The sequence below is a fragment of the Pantoea sp. EKM20T genome (genome assembly GCF_011800485.1).
Taxonomy (GTDB): Bacteria; Pseudomonadota; Gammaproteobacteria; order Enterobacterales; family Enterobacteriaceae; genus Pantoea; species Pantoea agglomerans.
On the sequence record NZ_JAALFW010000025.1, the window covers coordinates 1 to 19,091 of the forward strand.

The 19,091-nt window shown below is 52.4% G+C and carries 15 protein-coding genes and 1 pseudogene; 6 read left to right on the forward strand and 10 right to left on the reverse strand.

Annotation, left to right across the window (positions count from 1 at the left end; all coding sequences use genetic code 11):
• Positions 1-316: 316 nt before the first annotated feature.
• Genes HFD94_RS22515 through HFD94_RS22535 form a run of 5 tightly spaced genes read right to left on the reverse strand, consistent with a single transcriptional unit; the run spans position 317 to position 5,841 of the window.
• On the reverse strand, positions 317-1,291 hold the full coding sequence (locus tag HFD94_RS22515; RefSeq protein WP_122890148.1) for an ABC transporter ATP-binding protein: 975 nt from the start codon (positions 1,289-1,291) through the stop codon (positions 317-319).
• Entirely contained in the window at positions 1,288-2,268 is a 981-nt protein-coding gene (locus HFD94_RS22520) for an ABC transporter ATP-binding protein (protein WP_122890147.1), read from the reverse strand. Before HFD94_RS22520 ends, HFD94_RS22515 begins: the two co-directional genes overlap by 4 nt.
• Positions 2,265-3,212: an oligopeptide ABC transporter permease gene (gene opp4C, locus HFD94_RS22525; protein WP_033760940.1), complete on the reverse strand. Its 948-nt coding sequence runs from the start codon at positions 3,210-3,212 to the stop codon at positions 2,265-2,267. Before opp4C ends, HFD94_RS22520 begins: the two co-directional genes overlap by 4 nt.
• Positions 3,212-4,171 (reverse strand): ABC transporter permease, encoded by a 960-nt coding sequence (locus tag HFD94_RS22530; RefSeq protein WP_033760938.1) that lies wholly within the window; start codon positions 4,169-4,171, stop codon positions 3,212-3,214. The genes opp4C and HFD94_RS22530 overlap by 1 nt, the downstream gene beginning before the upstream one ends.
• Before the next feature lie 44 nt (positions 4,172-4,215).
• Positions 4,216-5,841, reverse strand: a complete 1,626-nt coding sequence (locus HFD94_RS22535) for an ABC transporter substrate-binding protein (RefSeq protein ID WP_371742603.1) — start codon at positions 5,839-5,841, stop codon at positions 4,216-4,218.
• 311 nt (positions 5,842-6,152) lie between these two features.
• On the opposite strand from HFD94_RS22535, the pseudogene HFD94_RS22540 reads away from it, so the two are divergent.
• The 3 genes and pseudogenes from HFD94_RS22540 to HFD94_RS22550 all read left to right on the forward strand — a co-directional run.
• Positions 6,153-6,583, forward strand: a pseudogene (locus HFD94_RS22540) (helix-turn-helix domain-containing protein); the annotation flags it as partial.
• 580 nt (positions 6,584-7,163) lie between these two features.
• Positions 7,164-7,865: a glutathione S-transferase family protein gene (locus HFD94_RS22545; protein WP_010670628.1), complete on the forward strand. Its 702-nt coding sequence runs from the start codon at positions 7,164-7,166 to the stop codon at positions 7,863-7,865.
• 250 nt (positions 7,866-8,115) lie between these two features.
• A complete protein-coding gene (locus HFD94_RS22550) occupies positions 8,116-8,679 on the forward strand; it encodes a TetR/AcrR family transcriptional regulator (protein WP_045139943.1) in 564 nt (187 codons plus the stop codon).
• A gap of 348 nt (positions 8,680-9,027) precedes the next feature.
• On the opposite strand, the gene HFD94_RS22555 is transcribed toward HFD94_RS22550, so the two are convergent.
• Positions 9,028-9,120, reverse strand: coding sequence for a hypothetical protein (locus HFD94_RS22555; RefSeq protein ID WP_072044066.1), 93 nt, complete (start codon positions 9,118-9,120; stop codon positions 9,028-9,030).
• Between the two features lie 241 nt (positions 9,121-9,361).
• Between HFD94_RS22555 and HFD94_RS22560 the strand changes: the two genes are divergently transcribed.
• The 3 genes from HFD94_RS22560 (at position 9,362) to HFD94_RS22570 (ending at position 12,693) form a co-directional block, all read left to right on the forward strand.
• The gene (locus HFD94_RS22560; protein WP_167433547.1) at positions 9,362-11,569 is read left to right on the forward strand and encodes a DUF4401 domain-containing protein; all 2,208 of its coding nucleotides are present in this window, start codon (positions 9,362-9,364) and stop codon (positions 11,567-11,569) included.
• A complete protein-coding gene (locus HFD94_RS22565) occupies positions 11,562-12,092 on the forward strand; it encodes a GDYXXLXY domain-containing protein (protein WP_010670624.1) in 531 nt (176 codons plus the stop codon). Before HFD94_RS22560 ends, HFD94_RS22565 begins: the two co-directional genes overlap by 8 nt.
• Before the next feature lie 187 nt (positions 12,093-12,279).
• Entirely contained in the window at positions 12,280-12,693 is a 414-nt protein-coding gene (locus HFD94_RS22570) for a hypothetical protein (RefSeq protein ID WP_167433548.1), read from the forward strand.
• A 218-nt stretch (positions 12,694-12,911) separates the two neighbouring features.
• Here HFD94_RS22570 and HFD94_RS22575 read toward each other — a convergent pair whose 3' ends face one another.
• From HFD94_RS22575 to HFD94_RS22590, 4 genes are all read right to left on the reverse strand, one after another.
• The gene (locus HFD94_RS22575) at positions 12,912-13,916 is read right to left on the reverse strand and encodes a DKNYY domain-containing protein (RefSeq protein ID WP_010246733.1); all 1,005 of its coding nucleotides are present in this window, start codon (positions 13,914-13,916) and stop codon (positions 12,912-12,914) included.
• Positions 13,917-14,287: 371 nt separating this feature from the next.
• The gene (locus HFD94_RS22580) at positions 14,288-14,893 is read right to left on the reverse strand and encodes a hypothetical protein (protein ID WP_124890465.1); all 606 of its coding nucleotides are present in this window, start codon (positions 14,891-14,893) and stop codon (positions 14,288-14,290) included.
• 200 nt (positions 14,894-15,093) lie between these two features.
• A complete protein-coding gene (locus HFD94_RS22585) occupies positions 15,094-15,441 on the reverse strand; it encodes a cupin domain-containing protein (RefSeq protein ID WP_033761129.1) in 348 nt (115 codons plus the stop codon).
• A 352-nt stretch (positions 15,442-15,793) separates the two neighbouring features.
• On the reverse strand, positions 15,794-19,091 hold a 3,298-nt coding region (locus tag HFD94_RS22590), incomplete at its 5' end, for a hypothetical protein (protein WP_167433549.1).

Below are 19,091 nucleotides of genomic sequence, written 5' to 3' on the forward strand. Positions count from 1 at the left end.
TGCTCTACTTGATTTCCATTAAGGCGCTTCGCCAGAAAGTGATATTTAAAGCAATTGGAATATATAAATCTTTGCCACAAAAGGTCCGCTTCTCGCTCATAGCGGTCATCCGCCCTTTTCAGCAGGCAGTTTTGTACCAGAAGCGGAACTTGCTTACATTGCTATGTCAGTTTGCTGGGAGCAGGTCAGATAGGTTTTTATGACCTTTTCAGACAGGGTCGTATCAGGATTAATTTCTGATACTGACTGGCGTGGTTTTTTACATCATTGAACGTCAGACTCCATCAACCAGGGAGGATGAATCCTCTCTTTTTTATTACGTCAGCTGCACCCAGTGGCACGCCACCTGATGGCCGGGGCGCATTTCGCGAAGTTCCGGAATTTCTGTGCGGCAGCGTACTGTTGCCTGCGGGCAGCGAGAAGAGAAGCGACAGCCAGAGGGCGGGCGCGAAGGATCCGGAATTTCCCCCTGCACCACCGGCACGGATAAGCTTCCAGGGGCAAGCGTCGGCACCGCCGCCAGCAGCGCCTGGGTGTAGGGGTGAAGCGGCTGGCTGAACAGCGCATCGCGGCTGGCAGTTTCCACCAGTTTCCCCAGATACATAACTGCCACGTCATCACACAAATGCTCTACGACACCGAGATCGTGAGAGATGAACAGGAAGGTGACGCCATGGTCATCACGCAAATCGGAAAACAGGTTAATGATTTGCGCCTGAATAGAGACATCCAGCGCCGAGATGGGTTCGTCGGCAATAATAAAATCCGGGTTGAGAATCAGCGCTCTGGCGATGCCGATACGCTGGCGCTGGCCGCCGGAAAACTCATGGGGAAAGCGATTGTAATGCTGCGGCGCCAGTCCACAGATTTTCATTACCTCCAGCACTTTGTCGCGCAGTTCTTCTTTGCTGCACAGCGTGTGTTCCAGCATTGCTTCCCCAATTGCATCACCTATTCGAATGCGTGGATTCAGCGAGCTGTAAGGATCCTGAAATACCAACTGGATTTTCGGGCGCAGCGCGCGCATCTGTTTCGGCGTCAGATCCTGCAACTCCTGACCACGATACTTCACGCTACCTGCCGTTTTGTCATAAAGCCCCAGCAGCGTGCGTCCTACGGTGGTTTTACCGCTACCGGATTCGCCCACCAGGCCAAAAATAGTGCCAGGTCGAATGTTAAAACTGACGCCGTCCACAGCGCGTAGCTGTCCGGTTTTCTGACCAAAAATCCCGTCGCGTAGCGAGAAATGCTTTTTCAACTCGTCCACTTCAATAACATATTGCTGGCTCATGCGATAGGCTCCGCTAACTCACTGTGAATACATGCGGCTTGCCGCGTATGCCCGATCAGCGGCGGAATGACCGCGTGGCACTGCGCGGTTCTACGTTCGCAGCGATCATAGAACGCGCAGTACGGCGGCAGTTCGGCCAGGTCAGGCACCTGTCCGGGAATGGAGTAGAGGCGGCGTCGGCGCTCGCCCGGAACAGGGCGCGATGCGATAAGCCCTTTGGTATAAGGGTGCAGTGGGTTGTGTAGCACATCGGCAGTCGGGCCTTGCTCAACGATGCGCCCGGCGTACATCACCACGACATGTTCCGCCATCTGCGCGATAACCCCCAAATCGTGAGTGATCAGCATCAGCGCCATCTGCTGCGCCCGCGCCTGGTCGCGCAGTAAGCGCAGGATTTGCGCCTGCACGGTGACATCCAGCGCCGTGGTTGGCTCGTCGGCAATCAGCAGCTTCGGCTGGCAGCTTAACGCCATGGCAATCATGATGCGCTGCAACATGCCGCCGGAAAGCTGATGCGGATAGCAACCCATCAGACTCTCCGCACGCCCGAGTCCGACATCGGTGATCAGTTGCGTGGCGTGCGTCCAGGCCGCTTTTGGTGTTTCGCCGCGATGGCGTATCAGCGGTTCACAAAGCTGCTCGCCAATGGTCAGCACCGGATTGAGCGCTGTCATCGGCTCCTGAAAGATCATCGCTAATTGATTACCACGCAGATCGGCCATTTTCGACGGCTTCAGGGCAAGCAGATCGGTGCCCTCAAAGCGGATTTCTCCGCCGTCGATACGCGCAACCTGCGGCGGTAACAGTCCCATCAGCGACATGGCGGTAACGCTTTTGCCGCAGCCAGATTCACCAACAACGCCAATGGTTTGCCCTGCCTGAATGGTAAAGGAGACATCCTGTACAGCGCGCACACGCCCCTGCTCGCTGGCGAAGGAGATGGATAAGTTATTAAAGGTAATTAGCGGCTCGCTCATTTCAGGCTCCGTTTCATCTTCGGATCCAGCGCATCGCGCAGGCCATCGCCCAGCACATTAATGGCGATGACGGTCAGAAAAATGGCAATGCCCGGCGGCATCCACAGCCATGGGCGACGCTGAAAGTCGATCAGGCTGTTGGCCGCGTCCATCATATTGCCCCATGAGGGCGTTGGCGGTACGACGCCAAGGCCGAGGTAGCTAAGCGCGGATTCCATCAGGATGGCGTTGGCCACCGCCATGGTCGCCATCACCACCAGAATGGGTATGGTGTTCGGCAACAGATGACCGAACAGGCGGCGGCGCGAAGAGAGGCCCAGGACCTGCGTCGCCAGCATAAAATCACGTTCGCGCAGTGACAGGATTTGCCCGCGCACCAGCCGCGCCAGCTTCGGCCACTCCAGCAAGCTAAGCATCACTACTACCATGTAGATGCGCGAATCAGACGAAAAATCCAGCTCAGACAACATCGCTCCGGCAACAATCAGCAGCGGCAGGCTGGGGATCGTCATCACCAGATCCGCCATGCGCATAATCAGTTTGTCCGTCCAGCCGCCGGCATAGCCGGATACCGCACCCAGCAGGTAGCCCAGAGCCACCGAAAGTAGCATGGTCATCAGGCCAATAATCAGCGAGATACGACCGGCAAGCAGCAGGCGGGTATAAATATCGCGGCCAAGAAAATCGGTGCCCAGCCAGTGTTCTGCGCCAGGCGGTTTGTTGATCATCAGCGCATCTGTGGCGTCATCTTTCCACGGCGACCACACCGGGCCCAGCACGCACCAGATGGTCATGATTACCAGCAGAACCAGGCACAGCATCGACAGATGATTGTGGCGCAGCGCTTTCCACGCCTGGTGCCACGGAGAAGGTGTGGCCTGCGCCATCGCCGGAATTTCCGCCTTGCGTAAGCGGCGATTCGTAGAGAAAAGGGAACCGAACATCACGACCTCACGCGAATGCGCGGGTCGGCCCACGCGTACAATATATCGGCAATCAGGTTGCCCACAATTGTCAATACCGCAAGAAACAGGGTGAACCCCATCAGCACCGGATAATCGCGGGCGGCCAGAGAATCAATATGAATATGCCCTGCGCCCGGCCAGTTAAACACCTTTTCGGTGATGATCGCGCCGGAAAACAACCCCGGCAGCTCAAAACCTAACAGGGTGATGATTGGCAGCAACGCATTGCGCAGCGCGTGTTTAAGGATCACTGTACGTTCGCGCAACCCTTTAGCACGCGCGGTGCGGATAAAATCCATCTTGACTACGTCAAGCATGCTGGCACGGAAATAGCGCGTCAGGCTGCCCGCCTGCAACATCACCAGCGCCATGACCGGTAACACCAGATGCGCCGCAACCTGCATCACCCACACCCAGCCGTTATCGTCGCTGCCGGTGTTGGTCATGCCGCCCACTGGCAACCAGTGCAGATCGACTGCGAACCACTTAATAAGCAACAGGCAGAGAAAAAAGGTCGGGAAAGACATGGCGGCGAACACCGACACGCTCACCAGATGATCGAACAGCGAATTGGGTTTCAGCGCCGAGGCAATGCCCACCGCAAGCCCGATGCTCCAGTAAAACACCAGCGCAACGCTTGCCAGCAGGAAAGAGTTCCAGATGTACTGGTTAAGTAGCTGACTCACCGGAATTTGGTATTGCAGCGAGAACCCCAAATCGCCGCGCAGCAACTGGCCGAGCCAATGCAGATAGCGGGTAAGGATCGGTTGATCGAGTCCATAAATAGCTTTCAGTTCGGCGGCGCGGGCAGCGGTGAGGGTAATGTTACCGTCGATAAAGTCGCCTGGCGTTTTCGCGAAAAGCATAAAAATAATCAGTGATGCGAGCAGCAGCATTGGCAGGGTTTGCAGCAGTCGCCTGAGGATAAAATTTCGCATAGCTTTCTCATGACAACTGCCGGGAGACCCGGCAGTTGTTACTGTTATTTAATGATTTTCACATCCGGCAGGCTACCGGTCAGCCCGTTGTAGATATCCGGTTTAAAGCCGGTGACGCGGGCACTACTGGCCGACAAAATCTCGCGGTTACCCAGCAGAATCACCGGCGGATCGTCCGCCAGCACTTTATACAGCTGGTGATAAATCGGTTTGCGTTTTTCCACATCCAGCACCGCATTACCTTCGTTGATAAGCTTATCAACCTGCGGATTGTTATAGCCGGACTCTTTCGCCTCCGTGCTGTAGTAATCCCACACGCCATCATGTGGATCGTTGAGTGTGCTGGTGCTGAAAGAGGCCAGGTCATAGTTACCGGCTTTACGCTGTGCCATGAGGGCGTTGAAATCCACCACCTGCGGCTTCAACAGCACGCCAATCTGGTGCCAGTTCTCTTTGGCGATGGGGATCAGCGCATCATTCAGCACTTTCTTGCTCACCAGCAGCGTCAACTCCAGACGTTTACCGTCCTTCACGCGGATGCCATCAGGCCCCGGTTTCCAGCCCGCTTCATCAAGAAGTTTCTTCGCCTGTGCCGGGTCAAATTTGTATGGATTCACGCCATCTGTGTTATACGCCCATGAAATCGGGGCAATAGGTTCAATTGCCACTTTTCCATAGCCCTGATAAACCACATCAATCAACTTCTGGCGGTCGAGACCATAAATCAGCGCCTGTCGCACTTTCACGTCCTGCAACGCCGGGCGACGTACGTTGAATTCCACTTTGCTGTAGTCACTGGAGCCAAACAGGTTGATATTGGCGAAGCCCAGCATTTTCAGTTGTTCGATATCATCAGGGCGAGAAGTAAACGAGTCGTAATCGGTTTCGCCGGTCTGGAACAACTGGAAGTTAGTGGACGGGTTGGTTACGCGGTAGATAAAGCGCGGCGTCGGTGGTGTGCCACGGTAAAAATGGGTATTGGCGTGGAAACGAATCTCCTGGCCCGGAATATATTTGTCATAGACATACGGTCCGTTGCCCAGCGGTTTACCGTGCAACATGCGCAGATAGTCGAGATTGCCGCGCTGATACCCTTTCCCATAATACGCTTTCGACAACACCGGGCCGCCAATTTTCGCCAGCGTTGTCGCGCCAGGCTGCCCGGTGGTGACCTGTAATGTCAGCGGGTCGATCACTTTCAGGCCACTGACGCTATCAGCTTTTCCGGCTTTATACTCCGCGCCGCCCACAATGTTGGCGAGTGTGATGTCAGTATCGCCATCATATTTCGGGTCATGCAGCACGGTCAGGGTAAACGCCACATCTTCGGCGGTGAGGGGCGAGCCGTCGCTGAAAGTCAGGTGTGGGCGCAGCTTAATGGTGTAGACATTGTTATCCTGACTAACGCTCCAGCTTTCGGCCAGGCCTGGCACCAGCTTGCCGTGGCTATCCCAGTCAATCAGACGTGAGAAAATCACGTTGGTGACGTTTTCGTCCCAGCCGTTAACAAAGAAATAAGGGTTAAAAATACCCTGCGGTTCAGAGATACCAGCCACCACCGTGTCTTTACGCAGCTTAGCCACTGCCGGAATCTGGCTGGCATCGGTGGCTGGTGTAATGCCCTCTTTTAAGGGTACATCGGCGAAAGAGGCTGAAGAGAAAGCCACCATACTGCTGAGTAACGCGATTTTAAGCGCCAGAGTAAAACGCGTGGGTTTTGTTTTTATGCTTTTCAGTAGGATGGACAAAATGGCTCCCTCATCAAATGTTTGTATGGAATTTACAAATCATGACGAAAGATAAAAGCCGCACCGCACCCTGTCTAACAACGAAACAATCTGGCTTATAGCAAATTATCATTAGTAGATTTATGAGAAAGCAATGCTTAATTTCATCTAAAGAGGATGAGACATTACGCGGGGCAGTCGAAGAGTTCTGATATCGTAAGGGGTTTGATAATCAATAATGTGAAAAACCACGGCACAGCGCGCCATTATTTGTCGAACAGGCGCTTGCGCTTGTCAGGCGCGATATCAAATCCCGTATATCCGACGCGGATCTTCGTCAGCATGGAATCAGCCCGGAGCGGATGCGGCGCTGGTTCCTGCAACAGCACGGCATCACTTTTCAGGCCTTCCAGCGAATGCAGCGGGTAAATATTGCCCTGCAGGAGCTGAAAAGCGGACGTGCGGCGACTGACGTAGCACTGGACAATGGCTACGAATCCCTGAGTGGGTTTGGTTACATCTACAAGCGGCTCACTGGCGCAGCTCCCTCTCAGATTATAGTCATTCACTGGTTTACCACTACACTGGGCCTATGTTTGTCTGTGCCAAAGAGCAGGAGAGAGTGTGCCTGCTGGAGTTTACCGATCACCGAATGTCAGAGACGGAATTTCACGATATCCAGCGTTAACTTAACGCCAGGATTGTCACAGGTGAAAATAGTCATACCCGACAAACATGAAAGAAATCAGAGTTAAGTGAGTCAATACAGAATGCTTGCTGTATGAAACAGTCTATTTCCGATCCTGTTACTTTTTACATGCAGTTTTAAGGTATTTGAAATCCCCACGTCCGCTCCTCGCTCACAGCGGCCGCTCATTTTTGTGACCAGTAATGATGCCGATACCAGTCGGCTTCATGGGCTGATCTAACCGCTACTACCTCACCCCGTGGCCCTTGCGCTTCCGGACTATCAGCCGGCTCTTCCTGTTGGCCAGCAACCAGTCGGCAGCAATTGCCAGTATGTAACTCACCTGAAAACCCGTTTGAATCGAGCCTCTCCACTCATTTGCATTTTTCAACCTTCCGGCGTCATTTTCCCCCTCCTTCAGCTATGCCTCCGCTGAAATATTGTATCAAGCATGAAGGTCACCAAAAAATTAAACTAACAAGTGTTAGACCGGTGTTGACGGGTGTTGATTTGCCCGCTAATGTTTGCCTACCTAACGTTAGTTAGATACCCCAACCATCAACCTGTAGGATCGACCATGACTGCTAAACTTCAGCTTTTTACATCACCTTCGGCCTTTCCTAATCCACAGCGCCTGCGGCTTTTCATGCACGAAAAGGGCATCGCTGACCAGTTTGCCGAGACCATCTATGACATGTCCCCTGGAGGAGAGCAGCGTGGCTGGCGACATTTGAATATGAATCCGTGGGGCGAAACGCCTACCCTTGAACTCGCTGACGGGAGTTATATTTCTGAAACGGCTGCCATCGTTCGCTATCTTGATCAGGAGTATCCGGGCCGCAAGATTATGGGAGAAACAGCACTGGAACAGGGGCTGGATAATATGTGGGATAACCGGGTGTGGGTGCATATCCTGTACCGCATCGTTACAGCGTTCCACGTGTTGCACACCGGCCTCGGCTTCAAGCTGGAATTGACCAAAAATGAGGCCTGGGGTGAACACTGCCGTAAAGAAGCTTTGGCTCACGCCGCGCTGGTTAATCGCCATCTGTCAGACGGCCGCGAATGGCTGCTCGGCGGCGATGCGCCGACCTTCTCGGATATTACTCTGGCAACCGCGATCGCCTTCTCGAAATTCCCGGTCAATGCCACTCCACTGGACGAGCGTTTTGAGTTCTTAGATGCCTACTGGCAGCGCTGGACAAAACGTCCTGCCTTCCAGGCGGCCTACGCCGATCGCAACAGCGGCATTCCTGAGCTGGATTCGCCAGCCCGGTAATAGCGCCACTCGATGTAAACTGCGGTACGCCGGGTTCGTTATCTACTGACTTTCCCGGTGACCAGAGTGCTTATGATAGCGTCGGCTGTCGATGTTACTTGCTAAACCATGATGCAATGACGTCTGCCTGAGCACCCTGGATGCATTGAACTTACTGTTTTCCATGGCAATCACCCTGTCACCCGGTAAGCGTTTGCTGTAAATTAGCATTCTCTATTTAAGAGATCATCCCAATACCAAAGGCATCAAGATGAGCGTCAACACCAGGGAAGCCATTTTGCAGGCGGCCAGGAAAATTGCCCAATCTCAGGGCTATAACGGTTTGAATTTCCGCGACCTCGCGCAGGATGTGGGTATCAAAGCGGCGAGTATTTACTACTATTTTCCAGGCAAAGCCGAGTTGGGTATTGCCGTTGCCAGACGATACTGGGAGGACGGTGCGCTCGCACTCGAGATGATCGAATCAGAAAGCCCATCACCCATTGACGCGCTGCGTCGCTTTCCTGAAATCTTCCGAAGATCACTTGAGGCCGAAAATCGTCTCTGCCTGGGCAGTTTCATGGGCGCTGAAAAAGATACCTTACCTCCTGAAATGAATGCAGAAATACAGAAGTTTGCTGATGTGAACATTGCATGGCTGAACAGACTGCTGGTGGCTGCGAAGGTGTGCGATTCAGGTGAGAGTGAATCCAGAGCACGTGCAATTTTCACGGCCATTGCCGGTGCCCAGCTTATCGCCAGAAGTCGCTCAGATATCTCGCTTTTTGATTCACTGGTGGATTCATACAGCGCCTTCGGACCTCTGCCAGAATAGCAACTGCCCGCAATCCGATTCAGCGAATGGGCGATTTTCTGCACGCGCGCCCAATGCGGCGCGGCGTCCGGTAGCGTATGCGCTTTTCCACTCAGGAACTCACCCCTTTGAATCAATGCGCGACGGGCCAGGGTAAAAGTATTACGCCGTGTCTCATCATCACCTGCAATAAAGGAGTGAAACCTCGGTTCAGGAAAGCGTTTATTTCAGCGGTTCAGGTAGCTAACAATCCACAATTTGCTGTCCGACTGCGGTTTCTTTAGCGGCTTCTGGCCAATAGTCGTGGCAATAAGCTTATCATCAACCGTAAGCTTCCCCTGCTCAGTCACCTGATAATCATTACGCTTCTTACCTTTCAGCAATGCGGGTGATGCGGTAACCCTGAGAGTACAGCAGTAAAGCCTGCCTGCGGGGATCGCGTTCGTCGGGGGCGGATGTCATGTTCACGCAGCCCAAATACGGCCTTGATACTATTTGATCATAAGAATGCGGCAGATTGCGCAGAGTTCCCCCCTCGCCTTTGATTTACGCTGTTATATCCAGGAAAAGATGTTTACATTTGTTCAGCAAAATTATCGGCCGCTCAGCAGAGCGTCACTGACCGACACGCGGATTGATCGCAGGGAAGAACAGCCGTTAACTTCATCATCAAAGTCATACCGCAAACAGAGGCAGGGAAAGAATGAGGGAGCTTGCACCCGATGGCATCACCGGGATGCCGTCACGGACGGCAGAGTATCTTTGTCGCCAGATCGCACGCCTGCTGAAAGGAGGAAGCCTGACCCCGGAGACCTGCCAGCGTATCTTTGCTTTCTGTGGAATCAGACCGTCAGATGCTCAGTGGCGTCAGTTTCTTATCCCGGTTCTTTCCTGTCTGGGATTACTGTCTCTGGTTGCCGGAGCGGTGTTCTTTATTGCCTGGAACTGGGGCTGGCTGCCGAAAATGGCGAAATTTGCCCTGGCCGAGCTGTTGATCGTCGCGCTAGCGGTGATTGTCTGGTGGCGCTGGTACAGCACGCTGGCACGCAACGCATTACTGGCGACAGGGCTAAGCTTCGGTGCCCTTTTTGCGCTGTATGGACAGATTTATCAGACCGGTGCTGACAGCTGGGAGCTATTCCGGGCCTGGTTATACGTTCTTCTGCCGCTGGCGCTGATTGCCCGGCAAAACAGCCTGTGGTTTTGCAGCTGGCTGGTCGCTAACCTGGCGTTCCAGCTCTATTACAACACCCTGCCGTCGTCACTGCTGGATCTCGCCGCGTCTGACAGTTTAGCCAGGCTCCCGACCACTGTGCTCTACGCATATCTGGCGTTGCTGGCAGCCTGCCTGATTGTCAGGGAAGCGCTGGCGTGGCGCGCGATAACGCATCAGCCCGAGAGCTGGCTGGCAAGCCGCTGGTTCTCGCGAGTCATGGCGGGATTTTTACTGCTTCAGCTGACCGCCATTGTGGCCGGGAACCTCTCTGACTGGGGTGGCGGTGACCACCTTCCTAATATCACCGGCGGTTGGGTGATCACCCTGCTGGCAGGTTATTACCTGTACCGTTACCGCTATCCGGATCTCTGCATGCTGACGCTGGGCATCGCCAGCCTGACCGTGGTTGGCTGTGCGCTAATCATGCAGTTATTTCTTTTAGCCTACGATACGGGTGATCTGTTTTTGACCGGCATCCTGATGGCGTTCTGGGTGGCGGTAAATGGTTCAATTCTGCTGAAGTGGCAACGCAAACTGGTTGAAAAGGGGCCAATCGATCTGGTTCCGGCCAGGCTGACCTTACTGACAGACACTTTGCGTCAGCAGGGTTTGCTGAGCGCCTCGCAGGTTGAGGAAATTAAGCAGCGCGGTCACGCATCCGACCTGCCCTGGTATCTGAGGCTGGCGCTAAGCGTTGGGGGCTGGGTGGCAGCGATCATCATTCTGTTACTGATGATACTGATGCTCTATGCCACTGATCTGCTGGAAGACCCGAATGCTGCCACCCTTATTATTCCTTCGCTGCTGCTTGCCGCCATTGCGCGTGGCCTGTTAAGCAGTCAGCGTGACGGTAAACATCACCTCGGGCTGGCATGGGCGATTGCGGCAACTTGCGGGCTGATAACCGGTGTTCTGCTGCAAATTCAGAGCAATGACGTCAGCTTTATTATGCTGAGTTCACTGACTGCCTTGCCGATCCTGGCCGCAATGGCGATGGCTATGCCCGACCGCACTTATCGGTTTATGGCCATCACTGCCCTGACCTTTTTCCTGGTGCTGGCGGGCTACTCTCTGGCCCGGATCTGCCTGTCTCCGATGGCTGCACGACTTGCTGTGTCCGTACTGGTGGCGGCGGTTATATTTTTGTGGATGTGGACTGTCAGTCATCAGTTGAGGTTACAGGCAGGGCCGTATGCTGACGCGGTACATCCTCTGCAGCATGGCATCCCGTGTGGTCTGATGTTGCTGAGTTTCCTTGGGATAAACGCGGCTTATCTCACGGATTTCCTCTGGTCAGCATCGCAATTTTCCACGCTTCAGTCTGGGACAGGCACAGGGATCGCGGCTGGCTTAGTGCTGAGTGCACTCAGTCAGAAAAGACACAGCAAGCCGCTGTTTTCGATTATCACGCTGCCCGCTGCACTTATCTGCGGGGCTGCCGCCCTCTATGCACCGGGTATAGGGCTGGGATTGTGGTTAATTCTGATGGCACGTTATCAGGGAAGTCTGGGGTTGCTGGTGGCCAGTGGCGGTTTCATGGTGCTGTATGTCATTGGCTGGTATTACTTCCTGGAGGTAATTCTGCTGCAGAAATCCCTGCTGCTGCTGGTCAGCGGTCTGGTTTTACTGGGGCTGGCATGGGGAGTCAAAAAAGTATTACCCGCACAAATCGGAGGTGCCAGTGAGAATGCATAAACAGGGCCGATGGCTGGCTGGCGCTGTGATAGCGCTGGCGCTGATAGCCGTAAATGTCAGTATCTGGCAAAAAGAGCAGTTGCTGAAGCAAGGCGCGGTCATGATTTTACCTCTTGCCCCGGTTGACCCGCGATCCCTGATGCAGGGTGATTATATGGCGCTGAACTATGCCCTCACCCGCCCACTGGAACTGGCGTTGTATCAACAGGCTGAGTCCTGTGGCGCGACCCTGTCAGCGCCATGCCTGCCCACCAGCGGAACCCTGATTGTTGACCTCGATGCGCAGCGTCATGCGACTCAGGCCCGTTTTGATCAGGGTGAACCTCTGCAGCCGAATCAGCTACGGGTAAAATACCATCAACATTATGGCTCGTTGACCGTCGGTACTAACGCTTATTTCTTTCAGGAAGGTCATGCCGACAGATTCGCCCAGGCGCGTTACGGGGCATTTCGGGTGGGAAGCGATGGCACAGCACTCCTGACGGATCTGCTTGATGAGCAGGGTAAGGTGATTCAGCCTTAAGGATGCGAGACGCTCACTGACCTGCCCCAAAAACCTGACAGGCGGCCTTAATGTCCTTATTGCCGGATGCCCGTCACAGGTCAGCAAAAGGATGCTGTGCCGGATGCCTGTTTTGCGATCAAGCCTCGTGCCGAAAATTTAAGCGAGTAAGCTGCATCAATATAGCTGCTCAGACATAGAGAAAATTATGCCGAACATTATTGACGACAACTGGATTAGGGTATCTGTGATATCAGCAATATTTAGTAGTGTCGTGGGTTCATTACTGGTTTTAACCTATCTTTCCTTGGGAAAAAGCAGTACACCCGTAATGGGTTTAATTTTTACTTATTTTTTCATCGTTATGGTGAGTATTATTGGCACCACGATGGGCTCAATGATAATCGGCATGCCATTAGCGATGATTTCAAAGCGATTTTATCCTGACGCTGCCCTGAAGGGGAGCTTTTTTATCGTGTGCTCTGCGCTCTTCATGTGGCTGGTTGTACTGGCATGGCCTGTTATCAGGATATGTGAAACGCCTTATTCGGATATTTTGCTTTTAAGCCCCTATGCCTTCTGTTCAGCTGCCGCACTTGCTTATCTGGTTTACTGGGATTGATGCGTATCATATCAATCAGGATCGGGGCAGCAGGACCGTTAATGAAAAGAACTAATGGTATCATTTTTCAGCCAGACATATAGAAACAGGTTAGTCCAGGGTGTCGGAATTCGGATGTTTCCCCCCCCCTGAGAGCAGTTTCAATTACAGACTCACCTGGATGTTAATTAGATAATGTTTACGTGACAGCACGTGATCACATTTTGCCTGCCAGATAATCATGGATTCTGCTCGAAATACTGTTTATCCATCTCGACAAGTTTCTTTTGTAATCCTGTCTCACCTTCAACCACTTCGTAAAATTTACTGTAAGTATACAGATAAATACGCTCGGATGACGCAAACATAAACATGTCTGGTGAAGCCATATTTGAGAAGCGACTGATCACTTCAGGCTGTAAAAAGATGACATCATTCCCGATGTGACCAATCACTCCGCGCCCCCAGTTTCCCGCACGAAAAAAGGTATCTGGATTGCTATATCCCGTGCATCTGGTGAGCCCATGCTCCGGACAGGAGACAACAGAAAGAAGATGAAATTTACTCAGATCTAAATCACCAACATTATAGCCACCGACATAGGTTGAGCCATTACTTTTGAAGACATTGTAAATACGCCATTTATCATCCTTTCCAAATGGAAAAATAACCTGGAAATCTTCCGGGTTAACCTCTTTTATCTTCTCGCTCCGGAAATATACAGACGATTCATCTTGCGCGTAGCTCGCTAATTGTTCCGATTGCCAGTATGGCCGGGTAGTCTTAACGTAATTAACCGGTCGAAACGTAGAGGAGTATTTAGCCACTAAATAAAGATCGCGCTTTTCTATTTTATTGACCTGCATGGGCTTTGCTGTTAAGCAACCCCAGGAAGTGATGTTATAAATTAAACCTGAAGTATCGCCCGTCCCAGTAATGCAGGGAGAGTGTTCGTAATTAATTTTACTCACCCAGTAAATATTGTTCTTAATGGATACATAGTTACTGAAAACAGGCCGTATATCATTTGAACATTGCTGACTTACCTGAAATAAGTTATCTCTCTCACCATTCTGGTTAAATTTACCATGAACAGATTCGCTACAGACATTAAGGACAGGCCTGCCACGCACATCGCTTTGCATTGGCCGACTTGCATCGAAAATATATTTTAAGAAAATAAAAATCAGAAACACTCCAATAATTAACCCTATCCTGACAAAGATACTATGGTTTGACTTCATGTGTTATTCCCTTTAACCGCTATCCTGGTATCACATCAGATAGTGCAGACCGAAGGTAAACGGCAAGCGCGCCGCCTGGCATGAACGCTATTCAACATAATTAATGCTTTTCCGGGATCATGCATTCTGCAGCATAGCCCGCATTTAATTTTATATCTGCCCACATAACACTGTTTCTTTGGGGTACGGAGCGTAAATCTTCAGTGTAATCATTTTCTCATCTTCCCATGCTTACTTGTCTGGTGGCGCAGGTTTAAAAACCCCGGTGTGCTGGGCACGGCTAATGAACCCGGTTTACAGACATAAATAGATGATGAGTTTTAGCGGACACATTATATTTTGCCTGGTATAGAGGTCAGGCCTGTGGTTGCTTACCACCCTATCGACTTGCACTGACTGAATTCAGTTTTTGGAACAATGAGCGCCATATGGTTTTCTGCCATGCACTGTTTAAAAACCTGCTCTTTGTAACGGCCCGCCTGTAAACCCAGCATGGTGCTGGACCGTTCCGCTGCGTTATTTTCAATGTAAGAGCCACAATTTTCTTTGAACTCCTGAGGATTATCGCTATAAGACATCGACCATTTCAGCTGAGCTTCAACTGAATCATCTGATTGATGCTGGGGGACGGCTTTTACTGGTTCCAGGCCAGAATAGAGTGGATTGCCGAGTAATTTCTGTGCAAATTGTTGATTTTCTGCGGTTAAACGTCCGGTTTTACACATCTGCAGATAGATCTGCGAAAGCCGTTGCTCCTCAGCATCGGCAGCATGGGTGCATTCCTCCAGGACTTGTTCATTAGTCTTAGCCGGTTTTTTATCTGTGGATCTCCAGTAACTATTTTTAAAGTCCGGTACCGTGCCTTCAGTGGTGCCAAAAGGGCAAAGTGCACTGGCGCAACCCAGTAAAAACATGGGCACACACGTCAACGTCAGAACACGTAACAGGGAAAACGCTTTAAGACTGCTTTTGTTCATTTTATTTTCACTTTAGTCAGCTGCGGACATGGGGTCTGAGCAATGTCATTATTTTTAATGTTCCGCTTTTCGCTCATAGCGGACCTACCGAAACGCAGGTCAGGTTTGTGCCTGAAGCAGGCGTTGCAAATACTCAGTTAAGTTAACACCTGGCGCGCAGTCCTTACCTTAAGACAAGCCATTGCGGTGTTCATAATTCGTCAGCAGGATGAAGGAAGGTCAGAACGATCTCCTCGCGTCGTTGGGTGCGAAATTACAATAAACTCTACAGGAAACTCAGTGTCGTTTCTGGCTTGATGTTTTGACCCCGGTGGAATTTCTAGCCCCTGCAGGGCTTTAATATTATGCATCTTACCCTCCAGTTCCATTGAAAGAACACCATCGAGAACAAAGAAAAATTGTCTGGAAACGGAGTGAAAGTGTCGCTTTTCAGAAGTGCCGGCAGGCATTTTCTCATGAATAACCAGCATATCCTGACGGTTTACCAGATACCAACCATCGCAATTGTCGCCCCAGAAATAATGCTCTGCATTTTCCTTTGAAATCATCATCCTTCTCCTGTTTACACGCGCCCATCTATCAACATCTTAAGAAAGTGATACCGAGATGTAGTATCGATTCTCAACAGGTTATGCTTTTGATTATTTACCTAAAGATCTGAACTGCATCGTTCAATATATCTGGTAGTTATCAATGTATTGGGAAAGCAGAATTTTATCTGCCTATAATGTCCGCTTTTCGCTCATAGCGGAAATTAGCCTGACGTCAGTCTTCCCTATACCGGCAGCGTAGGTTCGCACGCCATTAGAGAATAGCTACGCTGGGCACTCGTATGCGCTTCACTGGCAATCTTAATTGCGGAAAATGGCCAGGGAAGAAAATCCGCCCCGGCCATCTGATTTAAGCCAGTTGTAAGTGAAGATTATGTTGCATCAGGATATCAGCCAGCGAACCTTCATGGCTGGCAGAGGCATTGTGATACAGGTCGTACTGCTGACCGTTACTAATACGCTGCCCATCCTCGCTCCAGACGCCGCCTTCAATGTTACTTAGCGTAACCACATTGCCGTCCGCGTCTTTTATCGTCGGCGCCTCACTCGCATTGTCGTTCATTGGCAACGGCTCTTTTTGCCCCAGATTGACGCTATTACTGCTGAAAGCGCCCAGATTAATGACCTCAGCGTTGCCTGATCTCAGCCCAAGCGTGGCAAAATCAAACGCCTCATGCGCACCATTCAGCTGAAACGAATCGTCATCGGCAGCACCGTTCAGGCTGGTGTGCAGATTTGAATATAAAAGCGAGAGCGTTTCACTGTTTACTGTTCCAGAGAGATGGAGATTGTCAGCCATATCAGGATGAAGAGACGCGTGCTCCAGTGTGATAGCACTATGGCTTTCCGAATTGCTGCCATCTTCTGTGTTGCTGCTGTTCACAGTTGTGGCATTGATCAGGTTGTCCTGCGCTGCGGTTGCAATACTCAGCTTCGGCTGCGGCTCGGCCATATAAAGCTCGACGTTTTGCGAAACGAGGTTAACGTTTCCGGCAGCATCACGAATAGTTGCGGTTATCCTGTGCTCTCCCGGTTCAGGCGTGAGTGCGTCCAGCGTTTCAAGCTGCACGGCCCACGTGCCTTTGCTGGTCACACTGGTTTGCCACTGGTGGTCGCCAGGCCTGACAGTAACAATATCACCGGCTTCACCCGTACCTGATACATGCTGATCATGGCTGGAGGCAAGGTTGATTTGCTGCCCCTCTGTGAGGTGAGTAAAAGCGATTTTGGGTGCGCAGACATCCACCTGATAGCTGGTCGTTATCGTAGCCGTATGGCCAGCCGCGTCGCTAGCAGTCACGACAATGTCATGCTGCCCCTTGCCGAAACCTGTTTTCATCGTCCCCGGCGCCAGTGGCAGGCTCCAGTGACCGTCGTCGCTTACTGCCGCATTGTGATGTTTACCACCAATAATCACCGATACCGTCTGACCGCTGCCAGTGACGCCCGTTGTGCCGGTCAGCATCGAGCCCTCTTTTTTCTCCGCACGGTTCAGCCAGCCGTCACTAAATGGCGTATCAATTTCAGGTGCAGGCTGACCTGGAATATCGACCACTGGCGTAGTATTGCTTCCATCGGTGGGATTATCGGGGGTGACCGGTGGCAACGGATCGCCGCTGTTATCACTGACCGGAGAAGTCAGGTCCGCTGTGACGTAACCACTCTGTTCAAACCAGTTTCCGGCGCCATCCAGCACGCCAAACGACAGGAAGTTGCCGCCCTGGGAAAGCTCCGACGCGCTGATTTCCGCGCTCCAGCTGCCATCTGCCTCTACCACGGCATAATTCCAGTGGAAGGTATCAGAAACCTGCACCGCAAAAGTCTTAAGCGGCAGCGGCGCTTCAAGCGTGCCGCTGATAACGTACCAGGTCTGACCGTCATGCTGGACCGCATCCGCCAGCGTGATGTCGTTAACGGTGACTTTCGGGTTGCTGCTGTTGTAGTGGGTAATCAGCAGCAGATTCTGGCTGAGGCTGGTACTGTTTCCATTCAGATCCGTTGCACTGACCTGAATGGTATAGTTGCCATCCTTGATAGTTTTCACGTCGCTGTCAGAGAGCTGAACCTGCCACTGATTCTGATAGACACTGCCCTGCCAGGTTCTGCCGTCAAGGGTCAGTTCAACCGGCGTGCCGGAGGGAAGATGGGCGGCAGTGCCGGTGAAGATAATGCCGTATATCCCCTCCTGGTAACTGACCGCATTGTCGCCGGTGATCGGATCAAGGGTCAGCTGCGGCAACGCCTCAGTAGCGAAGATTTGCACGCCTGCTGAGGCATAACCTTTGTTTCCCGCTTCGTCGGTTGTTTCAGCAATAGCACGGTAGCTCCCTTCCTCCATTCCCTGCAGCGTTTCCGCGGGAACTGAGAACTGCCACTGGCCATTTTGATCGACGATGCCGCTCCAGTGGGAGGCCCCAAAATTAACTTCAATCGTGCTGCCGGCTTCGCCTCTGCCAGAGATCACCAGCGGGCTGCTGATTTCATGACTATCGATCACCCCGTCCCCTGCCAGTGTATTAATCGTGACAAGAGGATCCTGCGTATCGGTAATAAACGTCGTCTCCGTAATACCGGACTGGCCCCAGCGATCGGTGGCGGTTAGCGTAACGGAATGACTCCCCTCGGCTAAATCTGCTTCCATCAGCTGCCCGGTGGAGAGTGAGACAAGCCAGTTGCCCAGACTGTCCACAGCGCCCGCATAGTGAACACCATCTACGGTCAGATCGATCTTCTGGCCCGCCCCGGTCACACCAGTGGAGCCGCTCAGCGTAACAGGCTCGAAGCGTTCATGTGCGTTCATAAACCCGTCGACAAACGGCGTGTCTATAGTCGGCTGTGGCGGGATAGCGTCTGATGGCGGTGCTGACGCCTCTACGGTAATGACTTTGTTTGCGGTGGTCGTACCGCCAACGCTGTTTTCAAAGGTTACGCTGATGTGGTTAGACCCTACCGGCAGCACCTGCAGATCGGCAGACGGCAGGGTAACACTCCAGCTGCCGTCAGCGGCCAGCGTTGTGGTATAGGTCTGACCGTTCAGCATTATGGTCAGCGTGCTCTCTGCGGCGAGGTTCGCTGTGGTGCCGCTGAACGTCTGTGGGGAGAGCTTCTCCTCAGCGCTTAACACGCCGTCACCAGTAAAACTGTTAATGGTTAAAGAAGGGGGCGTGCTGACAGGCGGAATCGGCGTGCCACCATCGGCGGGTGGCGTATTGCCACCATCCGTTGGATTGTCATCGATAACCGGCGGAACCCCATTGCCGCCTTCAACGGGCGTAATAAGGTCGGCTGTGACATTGCCACTCTGCTCAAACCAGTTTCCGGCACCATCCAGCACGCCAAACGACAAGAAGTTGCCGCCCTGGGAAAGCTCCGACGCGCTGATTTCCGCGCGCCAGCTGCCATCTGCCTCTACCACGGCATAATTCCAGTGGAAGGTATCAGAAACCTGCACCGCAAAAGTCTTAAGCGGCAGCGGCGCTTCAAGCGTGCCGCTGATAACGTACCAGGTCTGACCGTCATGCTGGACCGCATCCGCCAGCGTGATGTCGTTAACGGTGACTTTTGGGTTGCTGCTGTTGTAGTGGGTAATCAGCAGCAGATTCTGGCTGAGGCTGGTACTGTTTCCATTCAGATCCGTTGCACTGACC